General features: G+C 40.6%; 24 protein-coding genes and 2 tRNA genes. 4 read left to right on the top strand and 22 right to left on the bottom strand.

From position 1 onward, the window contains the following. Nucleotides 1-39 precede the first annotated feature (39 nt). Nucleotides 40-114: transfer RNA gene (locus PHV44_02045), tRNA-Glu, on the bottom strand. Between the two features lie 61 nt (nucleotides 115-175). Between PHV44_02045 and PHV44_02040 the strand changes: the two genes are divergently transcribed. Genes PHV44_02040 through PHV44_02030 form a run of 3 tightly spaced genes read left to right on the top strand, consistent with a single transcriptional unit; the run spans nucleotide 176 to nucleotide 3815 of the window. After that, nucleotides 176-1375: an FIST N-terminal domain-containing protein gene (locus PHV44_02040; GenBank protein MDD5592066.1), complete on the top strand. Its 1200-nt coding sequence runs from the start codon at nucleotides 176-178 to the stop codon at nucleotides 1373-1375. Between the two features lie 7 nt (nucleotides 1376-1382). Further along, a complete protein-coding gene (locus tag PHV44_02035) occupies nucleotides 1383-2876 on the top strand; it encodes an ATP-binding protein (protein ID MDD5592065.1) in 1494 nt (497 codons plus the stop codon). Nucleotides 2877-2885: 9 nt separating this feature from the next. Further along, the gene (locus tag PHV44_02030; protein ID MDD5592064.1) at nucleotides 2886-3815 is read left to right on the top strand and encodes a response regulator; all 930 of its coding nucleotides are present in this window, start codon (nucleotides 2886-2888) and stop codon (nucleotides 3813-3815) included. A gap of 81 nt (nucleotides 3816-3896) precedes the next feature. Here the strand turns inward: PHV44_02030 and PHV44_02025 are convergent. The 11 genes from PHV44_02025 to PHV44_01975 form a co-directional block, all read right to left on the bottom strand. Further along, nucleotides 3897-3977, bottom strand: a tRNA-Leu gene (locus PHV44_02025). Nucleotides 3978-4112: 135 nt separating this feature from the next. After that, a complete protein-coding gene (locus PHV44_02020; GenBank protein ID MDD5592063.1) occupies nucleotides 4113-4370 on the bottom strand; it encodes a type II toxin-antitoxin system RelE/ParE family toxin in 258 nt (85 codons plus the stop codon). After that, nucleotides 4363-4581 (bottom strand): DNA-binding protein, encoded by a 219-nt coding sequence (locus PHV44_02015; GenBank protein ID MDD5592062.1) that lies wholly within the window; start codon nucleotides 4579-4581, stop codon nucleotides 4363-4365. The genes PHV44_02020 and PHV44_02015 overlap by 8 nt, the downstream gene beginning before the upstream one ends. A 318-nt stretch (nucleotides 4582-4899) precedes the next feature. Next, entirely contained in the window at nucleotides 4900-5226 is a 327-nt protein-coding gene (locus PHV44_02010; protein ID MDD5592061.1) for a hypothetical protein, read from the bottom strand. Between the two features lie 60 nt (nucleotides 5227-5286). Further along, on the bottom strand, nucleotides 5287-5430 hold the full coding sequence (locus PHV44_02005; protein ID MDD5592060.1) for a hypothetical protein: 144 nt from the start codon (nucleotides 5428-5430) through the stop codon (nucleotides 5287-5289). Continuing rightward, on the bottom strand, nucleotides 5427-6014 hold the full coding sequence (locus PHV44_02000; GenBank protein MDD5592059.1) for a zeta toxin family protein: 588 nt from the start codon (nucleotides 6012-6014) through the stop codon (nucleotides 5427-5429). The genes PHV44_02005 and PHV44_02000 overlap by 4 nt, the downstream gene beginning before the upstream one ends. Nucleotides 6015-6241: 227 nt before the next feature. Then, nucleotides 6242-6538 (bottom strand): hypothetical protein, encoded by a 297-nt coding sequence (locus PHV44_01995; protein ID MDD5592058.1) that lies wholly within the window; start codon nucleotides 6536-6538, stop codon nucleotides 6242-6244. Next, the gene (locus tag PHV44_01990; GenBank protein ID MDD5592057.1) at nucleotides 6535-7812 is read right to left on the bottom strand and encodes an ATP-binding protein; all 1278 of its coding nucleotides are present in this window, start codon (nucleotides 7810-7812) and stop codon (nucleotides 6535-6537) included. Before PHV44_01990 ends, PHV44_01995 begins: the two co-directional genes overlap by 4 nt. A gap of 466 nt (nucleotides 7813-8278) precedes the next feature. Continuing rightward, the gene (locus PHV44_01985) at nucleotides 8279-9331 is read right to left on the bottom strand and encodes a Fic family protein (protein MDD5592056.1); all 1053 of its coding nucleotides are present in this window, start codon (nucleotides 9329-9331) and stop codon (nucleotides 8279-8281) included. Between the two features lie 36 nt (nucleotides 9332-9367). Beyond that, complete coding sequence (locus tag PHV44_01980) at nucleotides 9368-9559, bottom strand: hypothetical protein (protein MDD5592055.1); 192 nt, start codon at nucleotides 9557-9559, stop codon at nucleotides 9368-9370. A 1-nt stretch (nucleotide 9560) separates the two neighbouring features. After that, nucleotides 9561-9995 carry a hypothetical protein gene (locus PHV44_01975; GenBank protein MDD5592054.1) on the bottom strand — a complete coding sequence of 145 codons (435 nt, stop codon included), beginning with the start codon at nucleotides 9993-9995 and terminating at the stop codon, nucleotides 9561-9563. A gap of 177 nt (nucleotides 9996-10172) precedes the next feature. On the opposite strand from PHV44_01975, the gene PHV44_01970 reads away from it, so the two are divergent. Further along, the gene (locus tag PHV44_01970) at nucleotides 10173-10547 is read left to right on the top strand and encodes a hypothetical protein (protein ID MDD5592053.1); all 375 of its coding nucleotides are present in this window, start codon (nucleotides 10173-10175) and stop codon (nucleotides 10545-10547) included. Here the strand turns inward: PHV44_01970 and PHV44_01965 are convergent. The 10 genes from PHV44_01965 to PHV44_01920 form a co-directional block, all read right to left on the bottom strand. After that, complete coding sequence (locus tag PHV44_01965) at nucleotides 10544-11092, bottom strand: hypothetical protein (GenBank protein ID MDD5592052.1); 549 nt, start codon at nucleotides 11090-11092, stop codon at nucleotides 10544-10546. The two genes, PHV44_01970 and PHV44_01965, sit on opposite strands and share 4 nt — an antisense overlap. A 281-nt stretch (nucleotides 11093-11373) precedes the next feature. Beyond that, complete coding sequence (locus PHV44_01960) at nucleotides 11374-12147, bottom strand: Bpu10I family restriction endonuclease (protein MDD5592051.1); 774 nt, start codon at nucleotides 12145-12147, stop codon at nucleotides 11374-11376. 119 nt (nucleotides 12148-12266) lie between these two features. After that, nucleotides 12267-13463 (bottom strand): DNA methyltransferase, encoded by a 1197-nt coding sequence (locus tag PHV44_01955; protein MDD5592050.1) that lies wholly within the window; start codon nucleotides 13461-13463, stop codon nucleotides 12267-12269. 91 nt (nucleotides 13464-13554) lie between these two features. Then, nucleotides 13555-14292, bottom strand: coding sequence for a hypothetical protein (locus PHV44_01950; GenBank protein MDD5592049.1), 738 nt, complete (start codon nucleotides 14290-14292; stop codon nucleotides 13555-13557). A 21-nt stretch (nucleotides 14293-14313) separates the two neighbouring features. Continuing rightward, on the bottom strand, nucleotides 14314-15195 hold the full coding sequence (locus PHV44_01945) for a hypothetical protein (GenBank protein ID MDD5592048.1): 882 nt from the start codon (nucleotides 15193-15195) through the stop codon (nucleotides 14314-14316). Nucleotides 15196-15207: 12 nt separating this feature from the next. Continuing rightward, complete coding sequence (locus PHV44_01940) at nucleotides 15208-16494, bottom strand: ThiF family adenylyltransferase (GenBank protein ID MDD5592047.1); 1287 nt, start codon at nucleotides 16492-16494, stop codon at nucleotides 15208-15210. Next, nucleotides 16491-16673: a hypothetical protein gene (locus tag PHV44_01935; protein ID MDD5592046.1), complete on the bottom strand. Its 183-nt coding sequence runs from the start codon at nucleotides 16671-16673 to the stop codon at nucleotides 16491-16493. Before PHV44_01935 ends, PHV44_01940 begins: the two co-directional genes overlap by 4 nt. Before the next feature lie 9 nt (nucleotides 16674-16682). Next, complete coding sequence (locus PHV44_01930) at nucleotides 16683-17135, bottom strand: hypothetical protein (GenBank protein MDD5592045.1); 453 nt, start codon at nucleotides 17133-17135, stop codon at nucleotides 16683-16685. Further along, nucleotides 17132-18376: a helix-turn-helix transcriptional regulator gene (locus tag PHV44_01925; protein ID MDD5592044.1), complete on the bottom strand. Its 1245-nt coding sequence runs from the start codon at nucleotides 18374-18376 to the stop codon at nucleotides 17132-17134. Before PHV44_01925 ends, PHV44_01930 begins: the two co-directional genes overlap by 4 nt. 63 nt (nucleotides 18377-18439) lie before the next feature. Then, nucleotides 18440-19195 carry a hypothetical protein gene (locus PHV44_01920; GenBank protein MDD5592043.1) on the bottom strand — a complete coding sequence of 252 codons (756 nt, stop codon included), beginning with the start codon at nucleotides 19193-19195 and terminating at the stop codon, nucleotides 18440-18442. Nucleotides 19196-19358 lie beyond the last annotated feature (163 nt).

Genomic DNA, 19358 nt, shown 5'->3' with positions numbered 1-19358 from the left:
TTCAAGGTGCGTAGGCGGGGAACCGAGGTGAATAATACTTAGCCCCAAGGGGATTTGAACCCCTGTTTATTGGCTGAGAACCAAGCGTCCTAGACCGGGCTAGACGATGGGGCCGTAAATTTGTCTTTATTGTAATTTAAGAGTTTTGGCAAGTCAATAAATTTATTCTATGGGAATGAATGTAGGCGTGGGCTTAAGCACAGAAAAGAACCCTGCCCTCGCCGTTAAAGAAGCCCTGAGATCAGCTACTTATAATCTGGCCAGCGAAAAAATCGACTTAGCCATTGTATTCAGCTCTATAAATTTCTCTTCTGTTAATTTATTAAAAGCCCTGAGTATTTCTTTAGGGGAGGTGCCGCTTTTAGGCTGTAGCAGCGCAGCCATAATTTCTAATCAGGGCATATTTAAACACGGCCTGGTAATCATGCTTTTAAGTTTCTCCGACAACGTCTATTTTAACACTGCCTGCGTCAGGGATATAAAAACAAAGGGCTCCCTGAATGCCGGGAGGGAACTGGGCGAACAATTAGGATATGGTTTCCGTAATGTGCGCAGGTGCTTCGGCGTAGTTTTTTCCGACGGTTTAATAGATGACTGTTCCGGGCTGCTCTGCGGAATGCAGGAAAGATTAGGCAGGAGTTTACCCTTAGTAGGCGCTTCTGCCTCGGATGATATGCGTTTCTTAAAGACCTATTTGTATTTCAACCGGGAGCTCCTCAGTGACGCCGCAGCAGGGATACTCTGGGGCGGAAAATTAAATTTTGGCTTAGGCTTAAGGCATGGCTGGAAAGGCCTGGGTAAACCCCATACCGTCACTAAATCAGAAGGCAATATCATTTATGAAATAGACGAACGGCCGGCAGCTATGCTCTATGAAGAATACCTGGCAAAGAATATAGCCGAGCTACGCCAGGAAATAAAACGTATCTCCATGCTCTATCCGATAGGCATAGACATGCCCCAGGAAGAAGAGTGTATCTTAAGGAACGTCCTTTCTATAGGCGATAGCGGGTCATTGCGCCTGCAGGGCAATATCACCGAAGGCAGCTCCATAAAATTAATGATCGGCACAAAAGAATCCTGCCTGGCTGCGACCCGAAAGGCAGTAGAAGAAGCCAAAAAACTCTCATCCAGCCCTATGGAGAAGAGTGGTATAAAAAATTTTATCCTGGTCTTTAACTCGGCCTCCAGGTATATGTTATTAAGAAGGGATGCGCCCTTAGAACTGGAAATCATTAAGGAAGGTTTCGGCAAAAACACGCCTGTAATCGGCCTCTATACTTACGGCGAACAGGCGCCCTTAAGGGCAATCCGTTACCAGGGCCAGGCATATTTTCATAATCAGGCTATTGCTATTCTAAACGTCGGGGGCTAGAGAAAAAATGGATAACCCGGGCCTCTTCTTAAACATATTCGTGCTGGCAGGTTTGCTGGCTATTGTTTCTCTCGTTATCGCCGTCTTCCTGAAGACAGAAAAGGTCAAGCAACTGCAGATAATTGTGGGCCAGCTGAAGAAATCCCTGGAAGAAATGGACGAGCAGGCTAAGCTGGTTGTGCGCACGGATATGGAACTCAACAAAGCCCAGGAAGAACTGGATAAAAAAATAACCGGCCTTTACGCCCTGCAGAGGCTGTCCCGGACAATCAGCACCACCCTAGAAGAAAGCCAGATCTTTATGCGCATCGAGAAGACTTCTTTTGAGGAATTGGGCTTTGAAAAGGCCTGCGGCTTATTGTGGGACGAAAAAGAAAATAAATTCACCCTGCGCCTGAATATCGGTTACGCGGCAGATGAAATCGGGGCAATCCAACAGACGGTGAACTCCGATAAAGATAATTACCTGGATTTGATAAAAAAAGAAAGGGCATTCTCCTCTGTCTCGTTATCTAAAGATATTGCCTTTGGGCAAAAAATAAACGAGGCCTTTAAGGTGGACTCCTTTGTAATAGCGCCTATCCTGGCCAAAGAGGCAAATAAGGGGTTCTTGCTTGTGGGTACGGAGAATACAGACGTCTCCGTCAACGAAGGAGACGAAGAATTAATTACCATCTTGAGCAATCAAATCGGCCAGGCGCTGGAAAACGCCCGTTTATTTGAAAAGACCTGGAACGCGCAGCAGGAACTGGAGAAAAAAGTAGAGGAAAGGACGCGCGAATTGACTTTGGCTATGGAGGCGATAAAAAAGGTGAGCAAACGCAAAAATGATTTTATCTCCAGCGTCTCGCACGAATTAAGGACCCCCCTCACTTCTATCAAGGGCTACGCGGCTATACTTATCGCTGAAAAGCTGGGGCATTTGCCTAGCGAGGCGAAAGAACGCCTGGAAAAAATCAACCGCCACAGCGACGAGCTGGTGCACATGGTCAATGACCTTTTGGATATTGCCCGCATTGAATCCGGCAGGATAGTAATGAAGATGCAGGGGCAGGACTTAAAAGACATCCTTGCCGCTGCCTCTGATCTGGTCTCAATACAATCTAAAAATAAAAATATCAAGCTCACCCAGGACGTGCAGAAAGGCCTGCCCCTTGTTTTGGCGGACCACGACCAGATAGAGCGCGTATTCATCAACCTCCTGAGTAATGCAGTCAAATTTACTCCTGATAACGGAAGGATAACCGTCAAGGCATACACTAAAGATAAAATGGTGCAGGTGGATATATCCGATACGGGAGTAGGCATACCTGAAGATGCGCTTCCTAAGTTATTCGAGGAATTTTACCGTGTAGATAATGCCATAAACCAACAGGTCAAAGGCACGGGGTTAGGGCTGTCTCTGGTAAAGCATATTATTGAAGCGCATAATGGAAAGATTTGGGTAGAAAGTAAAGCGGGTAAAGGAAGCACTTTTAGCTTTACCCTGCCGTTAGCATAAGGAGGCTTGGTGCCTAAACCGAAAGTATTACTTGCGGATGATGACCCCGATATCCTGGATGTACTGGAGATCACCCTCTCCGAGGAGAATTACGAAATCTTAAAGGCCAAAGATGGGGAAGAGGCCATGCGCATCATCAGGTCTAAACCGCTGGATCTTGTCCTGCTTGATTACAATATGCCTAAGATGAACGGCCGCCAGGTCTGCGCAGAAGTCAAAAAAGATATACTTTTACGGCATTTGCCCATCATCATGGTCACCGGCAAAGGCGAAATAGACGACAAGGTAGGCGGTATTAACGCCGGCGCGGATGATTATATCGTCAAGCCTTTTGAGCCTAAAGAACTCTTAGCCCGTATTCATATGGTATTAAGGCGCACGGAAATAGACCTGGAGGCAAATCCTCTAACGCGCCTGCCGGGTAATGTCTCCATACTCAATGAACTTTCCCGCCGCATAGAAAACAAGGCCCCCTTCGCTGTCTGCTACCTGGACTTAGACAAGTTTAAGACATATAACGACACTTACGGCTTTGAGCATGGCGACGAGGTAATCCGCCAGACCGCGCGCATATTAATACAGGCGACGCATGACCTCGGCCACCCTGACGATTTCATCGGCCATATAGGCGGCGATGATTTTGTAATCGTTACTACGCCTGATACCGCGGATAACCTCTGTAAAAGGATAATCGCTGATTTTGAAAAGACAGCCCCCTCCTTCTATAATGAAAAGGACAGGAAGAATGGTTATATCATCGGCCACGACCGGCGGGGAAAAGAAGAAAAAATGCCTTTGGTATCCATATCTATCGGGGTAGTCACAAACGAATCCCGCAAGATAGAGCACGTGGCTCAGATAGGCGAGATCGGCGCGGAATTAAAATCCTATGCCAAGAGTTTGGAGAGGAGTAACTACGTAAAAGATAAGCGTAAATAGAAGGGATTTTAAAAAATAAACCCGCTATCAGTGGTACATAATATAGCGGGTTTATTTTTGGGGTTAATCCCTATAATTTAGTGCGCGGGGAGAGACTTGAACTCTCACGGGTTGCCCCACTACCCCCTCAAAGTAGCGTGTCTGCCATTCCACCACCCGCGCATTATATTTCTCTTATTGGGCTACCCGGATTGACGTCTGACTGCGCGCTTTTATGGCTTGGAAACAGGCTAAAAATGACCCAAGACTTCAAGCGACATGTGAAAATCCGTCTTTTAACCGGGCAAATTTAAGAAACTAAGTATAAACTTCTTTTCTATGGCTAATACGTAAGATAATAATTAAAATCTCACGTTCCGCTATTCTGTAGATAACGCGGTAATCCCCCCAGCGGTATCGCCAGTATCCCTGAAACTCCCCTTTTAATGGTTTTCCCAATCCTTTAGGGTCTTGCGCAAGATAAGTTTCAATACGGGCAAGAATCTTTTTAACCGTAGGCCTATCGAGCCCCTTAAGGTCTTCTTCAACCGAATCAAGATAGGCGACTTTATACACCAAGCTGTTTCCTTAGCTCTGTGCCAGTGATAATTTTTGATTTGGGGTCGTTAAAGCGGTCTTTGGCAATTTGCGCATCGGCGTAATCCTCCAAATAATGGGCTAAGGCCTCAGCAACATAAAATTTTTCGCTGCGGTGCGTGGCTTTTGCCAGGCTAGACAGCCTATTTACCAACCCAACCGGTAAACGAAAGGCTTTTAATATAGTCATCTATTCATTCCTCCTTACAATATAAGTATAACATTGTTATACAAGTATTGCAAGAAAAATTTTATATATTTGTTTTAACCGCCCTTAAAGCTCAAATAACAAACTTTCCGTAATTCAACCGCACAATAAGACGTCTAAGTGGCTACCCAGAGTTGTCTCCCACCGCACCCCACAACATCAATATTACCAGTTGATTATCAAAATGACTGTCCACCGGGGTAAAGGCGGTTTTATCTATTTGGGCGGCTGTCCAGCTTAAAATCATCAACCTAATCAACAACCAATTGACAACCTAAATGACAACCAAAAACCAAGAGCTCATTTTAAGCCATCGTATAACATGAACAAAAAGATTATAACCAGTGCTCCGACTGTAAGTATACCGCCTCCCCAGCCACGAGTATCATTCTCAAACCAACGCCAGAAAATAACCGGAATAATAACTATAGCTAATCTGACAACTGATTTTAGAATCTTTATTGTTTTATTTTCATTTATTTTGGATAAACCTCGCTTTTTTGCACAACTACTACAGAATATGCGAAAAACATTATTCCCAAGTTCATCCATAACGGAACGTTCTATGGCTTTCTTGCGTTTAAGATGACAACCGCAATCATAGCATTTTAATCTCTCTATACTCATAAACGCTCCTTAAGTAGCGAGGTTCATCCTACCGAAACATGCTCATGGTTCGCCTGAGCCTCAATTTGCTTCTATCTTTTTTACCTTACCATTCTCCCATACCGCAAGCGGACGGCCATCTTTTTTATGTTGCGCTACTACCTTCTTCACCGCTTCTTTCATGGCAAGTTCAGCTTTCTCATGCAATGTTAGTCGTTTTCTCATAAGTTAGCTCCTGCTTTATTTAATATCTTCTGAAACAAAATGTCATTCCGGACATCAATATGTGAATTATCCTTCTTCGCAATCAGTCGGGGTTTTTTCTCTGAATTATCAAACAATAACCATGTATTTAGTAACGGACGATATATCTTGAAGAAATTAACGATGCTTCTCTCAAATCGCCTTTTTACATCCTCGTTTGGTACATCATGCCCGCCTTCGGCGACTCTATCTTTAATACGAGCTATGGCTAGATTAGAACTCGGTATCCATAGAAAGAAAAGATGAAGCCTGTATCCTTTTTCTTTTAACTTCCGAAAATGCCTTAAATAGCTTTTGCCTGCAAGAGTAGTTTCAAAGCCAAAATCAATATTCCTGTCCATAAATTCTCTTACTTGTTGTAAAACAAGCTTTCCGGCTTTAATCGCTACCTGCTGTGGTGAAAATGGAGATAATCCTTGCGCAATAAGATCAGCGTTGACGAAATTCGGACATTTTGCATAGTTGGGCAAAAACTCTCTTGCAAATGTAGTCTTGCCTGAACCATTAGGCCCGGCTATTATGTAAACATTTTTATGGTTATTCATTCTTCCTTAAACTATAGCGCTCTAAGAACTAAAACTCCAGCAATCTTTTATATAATCAAACTTCCCGGGGTTTCGGATAGTTGTCAACATCGGCTGCCCGAACTGGTTAATAAACAGAACCTTCAAGGTTGTATGCTACCTGCCCGCTAAAGCCAAGCGAAACTCCATTGTCCAGCTAAGACGTGAAAATTTGCTACTTAAAACCCGATAAATGCCCGATATCTAAACTAACGGCCAATTTCATCCATTAAATCAGGCTCATGCAAAAGTATACGGCCTTTCTTTAGGCATTGACCGTAGGACCTAATGTCATTAACGTCTATACCAAAGCAATAATCGCTGTAAGCAAAGTTAACGCTTTTAAGGCCTGCTTTTTTGGCGATTTTATTGTATTTCTTTTCTATCCCGAGTTCTTTTTCATAGGCTATACCATAAACCTCCTCTCTTTCCTGCCACATTTTCTTCAGGAAAGGATATTTCTTCAGGAAGTTTTTGATTAATTTCTTGTCTTTAGCAGATCTCACGATAATCCCTCCATGAGCCACCTATAAATTGACTTCACTATAATAATCTTTCTTTTTAACTTTATTTCCTCATCCGTATCTTCAGTCAGGATAAGCGCAGATTTTAGCTTTAGCTCATCCATGGCCTTGATAAGAGAATTAAACTCCCTTTGTCTTGTCTTTTCATTATCTAAGTTATCCGTTACTTGAATAAGCCTTAAATCCTTCCTGCCGGTCTTTATTAAGAAATCGACTTCCAGATTATTTGAGGTTTTATAATAATAAATCTCCGGGCATTTCCGTTTGAGCTCAAGGAATACCAGGTTTTCCAAGAATTTGCCTTTGTTCTTTGAGAACTGAAATGCTACGGACTCCGCCAAGCCGTTATCTATGCAGTAGATCTTCTTAAGCGCCAAAAACTGCTGCTTTAAGGAATAGGAAAATTTACTTATTAAAAATATCAAAAAGCTGTTTTCTAGAAAATCGGCATAACTTCTTACGGTATTCATGCTCCCTAGTCCCAATATTCGCTTCAGGTTATTATAGGCAAATGTCCCACCTATGTTGCTTAAGAGATAGAGACCTAGTTCACGTAAAGCCTTAACCTGCTTGATATCGTACCTTGCCACAATATCCCGGTAGAGAATATCCTCATACACTCTTTTTAATAACGCCGGATCCTTATATTTTAAGTATTCGGGCATGCCTCCGTGCTTTAAGTATTCTGCAAAGTGTTTCTTTATGTTCGCCCTTTCAGCTGTGTAAGAAAGGCCATTTTTAGGGAGGTTAACTCCTTTAAACAAAAGAAATTCCGTAAAAGAAAATGGATACAGTTCTATACTTATGCTTCTACCGGTCAACTTCGTGCCCAGTTCTTTGCTTAAGAGTGAGGCATTCGAGCCGGTGATAAAGAACTTGCAACCCTTATCCTGCATCCGGCGCACAAAGACTTCCCATTTAGGAACATTCTGTATCTCATCGAAGAAGAAAACTTTTCTTTTCCCATAGATCTCTAAGAATGCCTCATAAAGATTATTAAAGTCATCTACTCCGAAATCTACAAGGCGTTCATCCTCAAAATTGAAATAATAAATGCCTTTTTTGTAGAAATTATCGACTATTTGATTAAGCAGAGTGGATTTACCGCAGCGCCGGATTCCTGAAATAACCACAGCGTGAGGCAAGGTTATGTGCTTGGAAACTGTTTCTAACGCAGCCCTTGGAATACCTATATCAAGAGCCTTACGGCCTTGCTCCTGCTCTAGGATTATTTCTTTTAATAAGGATTTCTGCATTCCTGCCTCCCTAACCGCGGTCTCACTAAAAAGCGACTTTGACATATGCTCATCTATATCATTTGTAATGAGAATATACCATATATAATTCTCATTGTCAATGAGAATTATGCTAAAGGCTGATTACTGTATATTTTTCAGAGTCTCTATCGGAGGGATTGAATTTTCTCTTGGTTCGTATCCTGTCAGGATTCGATAGAATATGTTAAAATATGACAAGAAAATAAAAGGCAAGCCCACCTATAAGGTGTTCTGCCTTCAGAACATTTGGCTGCCCGAACTGGACGCCAGACGAACTTCATCCCTCGGCTCCGCTCGGGACAGGCAACCTCAAGTGCTTCACTTACTTGTGAAAATAACTGTCCGCCGTTTTAAACGGGGTTTTATCTATTTGGGCGACCGCCCGGCTTAAAATCATCAATCTAATCATCAACCTAATCATCAACCAATTGACAACCGCTTTGTCCTAAACCAAAATGTAATGCAAAGCCCTGCCTTCGCCTACTGACTTAATCACCTTAAGTTCTACGAGCTTCACTAATTCCTTATGAACAGCTTGAGCAGAGATTTTGAATATCCCCTGTAGTTCCCTATTAGTTACCTTACCATTAATATTAATATATTCTACTATCTTCATCTGTTTCGGCGTAAGAGCAATTTGCGCCTGGCCGTTCTTCCTTTTGGAGCCAACTTTTAAAACGGCATCCTTAGCTTCATTAACCGAATAAAGTATGCCATCGGTAAAATACTCAAGCCACTTGGTAATATCTCCATTACTGGTTTGAGCTGTCTTTAAGGCGGCGTAATAAGCCTGTCTATCCCTGTCATAATAATCATCCAGAGCAAAAATTCTCCTATGATCAAGGCCGCTCAAATATAAAATTAGCGTTGCTACTAATCTCGCCGTTCTTCCATTGCCATCGATAAAGGGGTGAATTCTTGCTATCTCATAATGAACAATGCCTGCCAAAAGTACAGGATTAAGCCCCCAGGATTTATCAAGATTGAGCCACTCTGTAAATTCTTGAACAAGCTGCGGCACTTCTTCAGTTTTTGGCGGCATATATTCTATGACTTCCTTGAAAGTTGTGCCATCAAAAATTCTTTTGCCGACAAAGACCTGCCGGTTCCTAAGGACACCTGAATCTGCGGTGTTTTGCATTACATTTTTGGTTATGATTCTATGAATATTTAATAAATCTGCGACTTTGAATTTTTCTTTTTCGGCAAGACTGGGAATCCTTTCTAATGCTTCAATATAATTCAAAGCTTCTATCTTGTCCTTATTCGTGGCAATAACGTCTTTGCCCTCAGCCAAAGCTTTAACTTGTTCAAGCGTTAATTTGTTGCCCTCAATAGCAGTAGAAGAATGAGTATTGCGCACTAAAGCATCGCGCCTTAATTTCGCCTCCCATTTTGGCACCAAATGAGCCTGCTCAATAACCTCGCGTGCCGAAGTTATAGCCGTAAGGTTATTTAAGATTTTGTCGGTAATTGTGTATTTTGGATTAAATGGCATATGTCCTTTTATTTCTTTTTAACCTCATAGTCACATCTACTTCTTTACTACAAAAAAGTATTTATCTTTTGCGCTTACTCCCGTATCTTCATTTTCTAATTTATTTAATATTTCTTTTGGATTCGGGAAACATTTTTTTAGTTCTGCAAAAAAATGAGATTTATCTACTTGGGTTCTAATACCATCCTTTGTATTAATATAATATTCTGGATAAATTCTTGGCCGCATCTTAAGCCCCCTTCGTATTACTGCCTGATGTCAATAGCGACGATTTCCATGCAAGGCGATACACTGCATAGAGGGCGGGATAATATAAAATAATTGAAATAATCCATCCAATGGATTCTTCAATAAGTTCCTTATTTTGATTTGTAAAAGCAAAATATCCATAAATTATTAAAGCAATGGGTGCGATAAAGAATTGTATTGACCATATCTTTACAAGCCAACGGATTTTTGATAACCAGTTAATACGTTTCGCCCAAATCCAAGAATATAAAACTATCACTGTTAGTATCACTTTAAAAACTGCTACCGCTGCCATTCCTACAGACTTCTCAAAAAAACATGAAAATATTAGGTAAGCAACTAAAAGAACAAAATAGATTTTCCAACCTATACCATGTTGTTTTTCAGAATTTTGTATTTTCCCCGAGTCGCTCATTTTCGACCTCCTAAGCTACCACCAAATTTTCCTTTAAAAACTGCATACCTAGTAATAAACTACCCCGAGCTCTATGGCTCCAGTTCATCAGGTAGTTCGCCTGAGCGTCAAGGTTGGCTGCCCAGCGTTGTCGCCCGCCGCACCGCAGAACTCCAAGTAGTTCAATTGGTTGTGAAGATGGATATCCGGCGAAGCAAGCGAACTTTGCTCAGTTTAGTAGATCCTTTGCCTCCGGTACCCATCAGAAGGCCCCGGGTCTACCCAAATACCATAGTAGAAGCCCTAAAGATTAAGACCTTCATCAACAGCGGCCAAACCAGAATAACCTGGGCAAAAACCTGTAGAGAACTCAATATGTCAGAGTCCAAATTAGCACACTTGTTAAAAATAGTCAACCGGTTACCCGCTGATTTCATCGAAAATATGAAGTCATGCGATGATCAGGAGACGCTACGAATCTTTACCGGCAGAAGGCTCTTAAATATTTCCCGACTTAAAACCCTGCAAGAACGCCGGGATATGATTAAACACCTATTATTGCCAAAAACCTAACCATTCTTGCCTTGTTTTATTGCTTTCTCTACTTTATTTAATCCTTCGACAATGTCCCCAATATCTTTTGCTGGAGAATAAACTCTTTTGCTATATGCCTCTAATGAAAAAAGGTGTTCCTCTTTGTATTTCTTTTTCCCATATTCTGACTCATATTTAATAATAGCTTTCAACGAATCTTGCTGTTTAGGCAACACTTCCCAAGCCGCTCCGATAAAGCTATCTATATCATTTTTAGGTCCTAAAAAAGAAAGGTTATTTATAAGAGGTGTGGTGTTAAGACTTCGATCTTCGCTTCCTATGCGGTATTTAATATCTGGGGAAAACTCAATGTTAATATTGTGTGCGGCTCGCTCTCCCATATTTTTAACTACCACGTACATCATTCCATCTTTGAATCTAAAATCAACGTATATTTTGGGACGCATTGTTTCAGCAAATTGCCTTGTTGACGATTTTAATATGCATATTGTAGTAACAACATAGGCCAGAGTAAGGGCGATCATAAAAATATCTGATAGTGTTATTTGCCAAATAAAATTCATTTGTGCCTCTTAGAAATCAAACGTATTACCAACGACTTAGTTTTCTTCGCCCCTTTGGTTCCCCTTTAATGCCCCTTTCGCCCAATTATTATCTTTAGCCCTAATCGCCACAATCGCCAACCAGGAGCGTATTTGGCGCGTTTATGGCGCATTCTATGTCCGAAATGTCTGATACTAAAGCTCTATAGCGGAAGTCTTGGTGAGCCAATTGAGCCATTCATGAGCCTATTCTATCCTTACTGCTTATGTTCCAAATCGATAGGTTGTATTTACGCCTTTGCTTAGATAAAAGACCCTTGCTGCAATACTTTTGCGGGATCATACCAAATAGCGCTTACAAAGTTCTGGATCTCCTGAGTAAACTTCCAAATGACATTACTATCAATCGGGTTTTCATCGTGTTGCTTCTTAATCTCTTTATAGATGGTGCGCTTCTCAAACGGCAATCTTTTGGCATGTCTTAGCAAAAAGACATTATCAATGGCTGTTAATCTGCAGTCTTCCGGCTCCATATCCAAGTATTCAACCAGTAGGTAGTATCGAGACATCGGGCACCCCTGTTTTAAACGAGACGCAGTACCTGCCGCTTCCTGAAACATCGTCTTATCGAGATTTATTTTGCATTCCGCAGCTAAAACAGCTAATACAAGTTTTCCCTCACTGGTCATTGATGCTTTAAAGCCAGAATCAGAAGAGAATTTAAAATAAATCGTTTTGCCCAATGCAAAATCAGCATCCTTTTCTTTCAAGATAACGGGGGGCTTAGCCCCAAGATCAGCGAGACTTGTTGGGGTAAACGCCAACGACATGAATGCTGTTTGAGGACCAACCTCTAACTTAAAATCTGGTAAGCCGCCTAAAATCCTTTTGTCGATCAAATGAATTAAAAATTCCTCTATCACCGAATTGTCGAGTTTTAATTGCCCTTTTTGCCTCTTGATAAAATCTGAGCCATTCTTGCCAATCAGCTCTACTTCTAAAAAATCTTTATATTCATTCAACGCCTTCGTCATTTCATCAACCCTTTCTCTTCCGGTTGATGTAAGAGCATTCATTTTCTTAATCCATGCCTCATAGCTTTTAAGCGCATCTCTTAGAAGACGCTGATCTTCTTTGCCGCATTTAGGGTTGGTTATGGCTGCTTCCAGTTTGTCTTTATGTGGCGTCTCTATTATTATATGATTTCCTTTCTGCTAAAAAATGGCGACGGGATAACTGATTTTGCTTCCGCCAAAGCTCCGAGAATATCGCTTTTGATATCCTTCTCTGATTGCATTAGTCCTTTTTTCAAATGCTCTATGGCGATGTCTCTAACGCTACCCAGTTGAGGTATAGCATGATTTCGTTCGGCAACAAGAATATCCTCATATATTCTTTCACCGAACCTATTTATAAATCCTCTTTGACTCACTCCGGTTAATTTAAAACATTTAAGAGATAGAATTATTTCTTTAACGATTAATGAATTATAAAACGGGATACCTCGAACTCTGGATTCCCTGCCTATTACCATGATAAGGTGCCCTTCATGATTTAGGCAATTTGCAAAGCTCTGAAGAGCTAATTCCATGTCCAAGCAATACTGCAATACAGTCTTAAAACGATTGGCTCGATTCTTACGATTTGATCCCATTTCGCTCTCAGCAACCTTCAGGATATCAAAACCCAAAAGTTCGATGATTGCCCGATAGTTCTGATGATAATTAAAAACATTAATATAAGGCGGGCTGGTAATAATAAGGTTGGCTTTCGATTTCAAACACTGGTGGGATAAGCGGGCATCGCAAAGCTCCGCCTGAATACTTACTTCGGTATAAGGCAAAGAAAGCAGGTGACCCCTTAGATTATTCTGCGCCCTATAGATAGCTGAAGGCAAATCTTCTTTAGGAGAATCTTCTGCGTAGAATAAGACTAAAAGAGCTAATAATTTTTCTTGTTTATCTTTAATTTGTTCTAATAGCTGCCTACCAAATCCGAGTAAATTTCGATACCGGTCTCTGAATAAAAGTCTATCTGCATTTAACAGCGGTAAATTATCATAAGGCTTTACGGCCTTGTTAAGTTTTGCAATTAAAGAATCAAATATTGCTTGCCGCTGATCTCTATTTAAGTTACAAAAACTATAAAATTTGGCCATTGCATGAGCAGCGGGGCTAATTTCTAGCCCGATTGATGAAAGCCCAGCCATAGCAGATTCTTGTAACACCGTACCACTACCACAGAAAGGATCAAGGACAACATCGCCCTTAGTTGAGAATTTATGCAAAATATATTCTACGAATTGGGGAGTAAACTGTCCTCTCCAATTGAAGATATTAGATCTACTTTTATTTATTACATCCAGTTTTGTTTGTTCAAGCGTTATTGGCATAATACTTTCTCTTTAGTTCCTTATTTTACCCCTTTTCTTCTCCTTAGACAATTGTTTTATAGAGGCCATTTGGTCTATACCACCAGGATGATTAATTCTTTTTAAATTTTTCAATATAACATTGTATATCCATCGCGGAAACAGTACCAAGCTGTTGCAATTCTGACAAAAGATTTAGGAAAAAGAATATCAACCCTTCATTCTGCCTGCTATTTTCTAAGATCGGGTTACCGCCTGAATCTTTTTTAAACCAAAACGATTCTTTATTAAGCGAACACCCAAAATTAAGAAATCCGTCTTTTTTAAGATTCCATAGTTGTTTTGCCGTTTGGGCAGTGCATTTCCCTTCTATTGTTAAAATTCCAGCCAAAATTTCAAAGGGCTTTTTGGGCTTAGCAATCTCCCCTCCGGCATGAACTATTTTAGCAGTTGTTCTTTCCAGTCTTCTTACAGAAGAGGCCTTTTTTGAGGCATACTGGATATTTGCATTAGTCAAAACAGGCTTAACTTCAATTATGGCATAAACACTTTCTGCAGGAACATAAGTAGCTCCGTTCTGTCTAAGCAGAAAAGGAGAATAATGCCTATCAAATATAACTATGTCAATTTGCTCGCTGACATTTCCCTTGCAGTCTATAACAAATGCCTTATCAACCTGATATCTTCTTGGTAAATAAGTAGAGAGCATGTCAACCCATTCAAGCTCAGAAGCATCCCCCTTTGTTGTCGGGTGGCAGATAATGCGGCGATTTAAGGAAAGTTTTGCGTGCATTTGATCCTGAAGACCAAGAAAAATCTTTCTGATATCAATATGATTTTTTTTCTTCATTTATTGGGTTCCTTTACTTTTTCAGATAGGTAAAGAGAATTTAGTTCCAAAAAGTTTTTTCCATAATTTAATAGACTCTGCCTCATCTTTAGATTCCAAAGCTTCTTTAGCCGTAGAATAACCATTTTTTACTTCTGCCATAAAAGCTGAAAACTCTTCAAATTCCCACCGCTTTGCGACATTAACACTGGAATATCCAGGATCGCTAATATTCGGGACACTTTCCGCCGTCAAATAACTCTGATAGGTAAAATAAATATGACTAAAAATATTCTTAACAGCATCCCCATATGAAGAAGGCTCCGATATCAGGCATTGAGCAAGCAAGCTCTCAATTATATAGGAGTTTGGCCTAGCACTTTCACTTGACAATCTATCCCGCCAATATTTAATAATTTTAATCAAAGGAACATAACATCCCTCAGTAGCTTTATTTCTTTCACTAGAAAATGTGATTTGCGCCTTTGGATGAGTTGCCACCCACGCTTTAGCTTCTCTGTCTGGGATCCATAACGGACCAGAACGATTTGAGATTGGAGTTGCAGGAACAACATCCAAACTAAACCCTTTATCGTTAATGACATTCACCGACCTTCCTTGTCTTTTCACCTTTGAATAATCTTTTTGCAGTGAAGCCTCCACCCAAGCTAAAGTAACCTCCGGTTCTGTAATGCTGCGATCCAAGTCAATAATTAAAATTACATCAACATCTTTAATATCATTGACCGCCGTCTCCCTTGCATATGAGCCGGAAAGAAATGTTTCTGGGTTGGCCTTTGAAATCTCATCATCCTTCGCCAAGAAATCCCTTATTTCTTCATGAGATTTTTTTGCCAATTTAACATTATTGGGATCTGGCTCAATACTCGCTAATAGACCGTCAAAGTACGAATTCATCTCCATTGTCGAAACTCCTTATAGCTTAATATCCGGTGGCAGTGAAGAACTTTCCGGTTGAGCATTTTCATTTGGTTCAAGGCTATATTGTTCTCGTAACGTCTTCTCAAAATTGCCACAAGTTGGACAGGCTTCGTCTTTATCAAAAAATACACCGTACCAGCGCAATATTGTCATTTCATCAATACTGTCACTTAAAGGAGGAAATGCTGAATATTTTGTATTGGGTTCTGGCCGATTAAGCCAAAAATACCAATTTGCTGAAAAATCTTTGTCCAGGACATGCAACGTAGAATCTTTGCCTTTTATCAACTCCTGTAAGGCCAATTTTGAAGTCATTGTAGCAATAGGCTCAACATCTATAGCCAACCCGGGTTCAATTGGCACAGGCATATCAGAATATGCGATCTCATTAGCGTTGGCAACTGATGAAATCTCTTGGTCTGTCTCAACATCAGGCATGCCTAATAAAAAACAATGGTAACAGGCAGTCTCCCCGGGATACACTCTTAGCACCTGCCCTCCATACGCCCTGCGGAAAGCTCCCGAGAAAAGCATAGGCTTCTTGAAATCTATATTAATAGCGTTAATCAACAGCTTGCTTTCCCGATTATCTGTAGCACATATAATTAAATCCACGCCTTTGATTATTTCTTGTATTTTATCTTTGGTAGTTTCATCCGCTTTTATTGGATATGGGTAAGCTTTAATATCCGGGTTCTTTTCCAACAACAAATCTCTAGCTACAAGAACTTTTTGTCTGCCAATGTGGGATATACCAGCCTGGTGCCGGCATATATTCCCAATCTCAAGCCTGTCAGGATCAATAAGATGGAAATTTCCAACGCCACACTTTGCGAGATTAATAGCAATTTGAATCCCTCCCGTCCCCAATCCGAGTATTAAAACAGAACTATCCTTTAGCAGGCCTGTTTCGATTAAGCCGTGATGTCTTGACGAAATTTCATAGCCAACATTAACTATATGCGTAACTATTTTTTCATCTTTTGTTTTGTCCGCATTAGAATAAGAAACCGCTTTAAATTTTTCGCCTGTCGGTGATACGTAATCAAAAGGCTGCTCAGCAGAAACTTTTATTAACTGAACCACAATCTGATACTCCTTGGTATCACATTCGCCGATAACTATTGCTCCGTAAACTTCTTTTTGGCTCGGACACGCTCCCATTGAACTCAATGAATAAGCATCCCCGTCATCCCACTCTGATAAAGTGATTGGTAAGATTTTAGTATCAAGGAGCTTCTTCCAGTTATTATTTATATATTCCGAAGGTATGGTAATCATCTTAAATAAAACATATCGGCTTCTTCCGCCGAAATATTTAATCCCGTTGTTGTATAATCTGTTGTTGAAACAGCCACTATCGTTTTCTTTGTCCTATCATAGACTAACTTATTGTGGCCTTGTCGGCGTGCTGCAATCGACTGCATCGCTTCTCGTATTTGCTCTTTTTGTGAATCCATCTTTCACCCCTACGCTTCCTTCATTGTAGATACAAAATTGTCTATAGGCTGGCCTGTTGCCAGATGTTGCTCAAAAGCTTCAAACCATAACATTGCTTTTAGCATTACCTTATTCAAGGTAATGCTGCTATCCCATCTACTTTGTCTCCAATGGCAAATCTGGACTTCGCCGGTACTGTCATTTTCCAAAGTATGCATACTATGAGATACTTTATAACTATTTATCGAAACACCCCCATAGCCGATCAAGGGATTAGGCTTATGGACATAAACCTTGGGGCAGGCGGTTGGATAATAATCCGGTATTCTGCACCAAATCGTATAGCTCCTTCCACCACTTGAATTATAGTCTCCACAGATATAATAAAAATTTCCCGGCTGATAATACCTTACTAAAAATTGAGACATTCCATCTCGATTTAATATTTGATTTTCTAAATTCAGCCTTTCTAATAAAGTCATGCCTTATTCTCTTTAATTAATTTATAGCACTGGATAATCTTATCCAGATTAGCTAAGGATAATTCATTGTCTTTGATATCTAGCTCAGTAGATTTACCTGTTTTCCTATCAATCCAATCAACCTGCAATACCTTATGGGGCCAATTACTGTCTACTGCGAATGCGATGTGTTGTTCGTCTCTGACAGGAACAACAAGAATATAGCCAAACTCGGTCTGGTGTATTTCAATATCTTTCGAGGAAATACGCCTAAATTCTATTCCTGCATTTAGCAATACTTTATCGGAGATTATTTTTTGTGGATTCCCTTCATTTCCGGATACGCGGCCAAGTTGTTCTTTTGGAACCATTATTTTTTCTATCTGGAATATCGAATATGAATCCAACTGCTGTTCTGGCATTCTTTTCCTGGCCATCAGAGCTTCCCTGACAGGGCTTAATCCTTTTAGAACGATTAAAGATAACTCAGAAGGATTTGTGGCAGGAAAATTGCTGTAAATAAAGGGGTGAATCTGGATAACCCTGTTTTTTCTTGATTCATTTGAAAAAGTCGTTACAAATTCTATCATCTCTCTGAAATTATTCTTCTCTGCCAGCCGTTTAACCCTCTCGCGGTCGCCAGTACTTGGAGAATGTAATCCTAGTTTATGATGTGAATGCCAATCGCCAAAATAACGTAAGCCCCATTCATTGCTTAATTCTGAGCTGATTTTAATCAAATACTCAACGTCTAATCTAAAATGAGTATTATTTCTGATGGCTTTCTGACCGGCCCTAGTCGCTAAATAGATAATCGGGATATCCTGCCAGACCCCAAACAGATCTCCGCCTGTTTCGGTTTCCCATGAAGAACTCTCCAACCCTATTGCTTGCAGTTCGGATTCATAAATTGCCGCGAATCTAACTTGCTGGCTAACAACGGGCAATGCAGTCTCAAGGTCTTCAATTGTCTTGAAGGGATCCGGCTGCTTTAAAGCAAACTTAAAGAGCCTCGAAAAAAAAGGGTGCTTCTCAATCCAATCGCGTATGTGTTTTGGCATCTCTAAATTATACTTATTAAGTGTTGATACAGGAATATCAAGTAAATCTGAAATTTTTTGCAGTAACTCATAATTGGGCGCCCTTCTCCCTTTTTCAATATCAACGAGATAGGCGGCTGAAATCCCTAAGTTACGTGAAAACTCCCTAAGTGATATTTTCTTCTTTACTCGTTCCTGTTTTATTTTCTCCCCTATTTGCATGAATAGATGTTAGCAGTGTTAGCGAACATTGTCAACACTTATTTTAATCTTCTCAGCTGTAGTTTATAGGGGAGTTAATTTTCTGGCAAGCTCTTGTATGGTGCTTTCGTGATGCTTAAGGAGCTTTTCTCGATGGCAGGTTATAAAATCGGGGTGGAGTGAAATGCGATATTGTTTTGAGCCGTTGTTCTCTATGAACTTCTGACCCTCTTTATCCAATAAACTTCCCTGCAGACTGGTTCTGAGGTTGCTGTAAATCTGAAACTTATCAACATCAGTGATAATACCTTCTGACTCTAAAGTATGCCTGCTAACCCAGCCACCCTTTTTCTTTTTTAATTCAAGCGCAAGGCGCAAGAATAACTTAAACACCGAGTCGCCAAGCTTTATCTTGTGGTTATTCACTTCGATTTCGTTGCTCCGCCTCATGGGAATGGTGCCGGGTATATAGACCTTATCGTAGCATTTGTATTCAAAATCCTTATAATCCTTATTTTGCTTCTCTGTCAGCTCCCTGATAACAAGGTCCATGCCTATATCCGGCTTCAGCAGCCCAGATATAATCTCTCCGAGCAGCCTACAGATTTGAGTATCAAAGGTTTTATGGACAAGGTTCGTCTTCTTTAAGCGCTTTTTAAGGATACCAGCTTCATTGCTTGATACAGGCGTAAAAACAACAAGGATGCTATTATTTTTGCAGATGTATTTTAAGGTAGACAACTTAAGCAGTTTTCCATTGCCGACATTAAGAATAAAAACCAACCCCATACGCTTTCCGCTACGGGTTTGATTTGCTATATAAAAATACCCTTTCCGCATTCTTGCCCTTTATTACGCGCCTATCTAACTTAATTCGTCTATCCATTTTTCCAAAGCCTCGGGGTCCCAAGCCAAGCGTTGCGTCGACCTGCATTCCAAGGCCTTAGGAGCTGTTGCTTTTTCGCAGCCTTCAAGAAACATACCGCGAATATTCATCCACGCT

The sequence above is a fragment of the Candidatus Omnitrophota bacterium genome, assembly GCA_028717245.1.
GTDB lineage: Bacteria > Omnitrophota > Gorgyraeia > Gygaellales > Profunditerraquicolaceae > JAGUYA01.
Note: the sequence above shows the minus strand (reverse complement) of the source record. Positions and strands in the feature narration are given on the sequence as shown.

Coding starts and splice junctions, on each gene's coding strand:
- PHV44_01985 (MDD5592056.1), bottom strand. CDS start 9,331: ATGCCATTTAATCCAAAATACACAATTACCGACAAAATCTTAAATAAC.
- PHV44_01945 (MDD5592048.1), bottom strand. CDS start 15,195: ATGGAGATGAATTCGTACTTTGACGGTCTATTAGCGAGTATTGAGCCA.
- PHV44_01975 (MDD5592054.1), bottom strand. CDS start 9,995: ATGAGCGACTCGGGGAAAATACAAAATTCTGAAAAACAACATGGTATA.
- PHV44_01970 (MDD5592053.1), top strand. CDS start 10,173: ATGGATATCCGGCGAAGCAAGCGAACTTTGCTCAGTTTAGTAGATCCT.
- PHV44_01965 (MDD5592052.1), bottom strand. CDS start 11,092: ATGAATTTTATTTGGCAAATAACACTATCAGATATTTTTATGATCGCC.
- PHV44_02010 (MDD5592061.1), bottom strand. CDS start 5,226: ATGAGTATAGAGAGATTAAAATGCTATGATTGCGGTTGTCATCTTAAA.
- PHV44_01930 (MDD5592045.1), bottom strand. CDS start 17,135: ATGACTTTATTAGAAAGGCTGAATTTAGAAAATCAAATATTAAATCGA.
- PHV44_01940 (MDD5592047.1), bottom strand. CDS start 16,494: ATGATTACCATACCTTCGGAATATATAAATAATAACTGGAAGAAGCTC.
- PHV44_01955 (MDD5592050.1), bottom strand. CDS start 13,463: ATGCCAATAACGCTTGAACAAACAAAACTGGATGTAATAAATAAAAGT.
- PHV44_02000 (MDD5592059.1), bottom strand. CDS start 6,014: ATGAATAACCATAAAAATGTTTACATAATAGCCGGGCCTAATGGTTCA.
- PHV44_01920 (MDD5592043.1), bottom strand. CDS start 19,195: ATGCGGAAAGGGTATTTTTATATAGCAAATCAAACCCGTAGCGGAAAG.
- PHV44_01960 (MDD5592051.1), bottom strand. CDS start 12,147: ATGAATGCTCTTACATCAACCGGAAGAGAAAGGGTTGATGAAATGACG.
- PHV44_01950 (MDD5592049.1), bottom strand. CDS start 14,292: ATGAAGAAAAAAAATCATATTGATATCAGAAAGATTTTTCTTGGTCTT.
- PHV44_02035 (MDD5592065.1), top strand. CDS start 1,383: ATGGATAACCCGGGCCTCTTCTTAAACATATTCGTGCTGGCAGGTTTG.
- PHV44_02005 (MDD5592060.1), bottom strand. CDS start 5,430: ATGAGAAAACGACTAACATTGCATGAGAAAGCTGAACTTGCCATGAAA.
- PHV44_02040 (MDD5592066.1), top strand. CDS start 176: ATGAATGTAGGCGTGGGCTTAAGCACAGAAAAGAACCCTGCCCTCGCC.
- PHV44_01925 (MDD5592044.1), bottom strand. CDS start 18,376: ATGCAAATAGGGGAGAAAATAAAACAGGAACGAGTAAAGAAGAAAATA.
- PHV44_01980 (MDD5592055.1), bottom strand. CDS start 9,559: ATGCGGCCAAGAATTTATCCAGAATATTATATTAATACAAAGGATGGT.
- PHV44_01935 (MDD5592046.1), bottom strand. CDS start 16,673: ATGGATTCACAAAAAGAGCAAATACGAGAAGCGATGCAGTCGATTGCA.
- PHV44_02015 (MDD5592062.1), bottom strand. CDS start 4,581: ATGACTATATTAAAAGCCTTTCGTTTACCGGTTGGGTTGGTAAATAGG.
- PHV44_01990 (MDD5592057.1), bottom strand. CDS start 7,812: ATGCAGAAATCCTTATTAAAAGAAATAATCCTAGAGCAGGAGCAAGGC.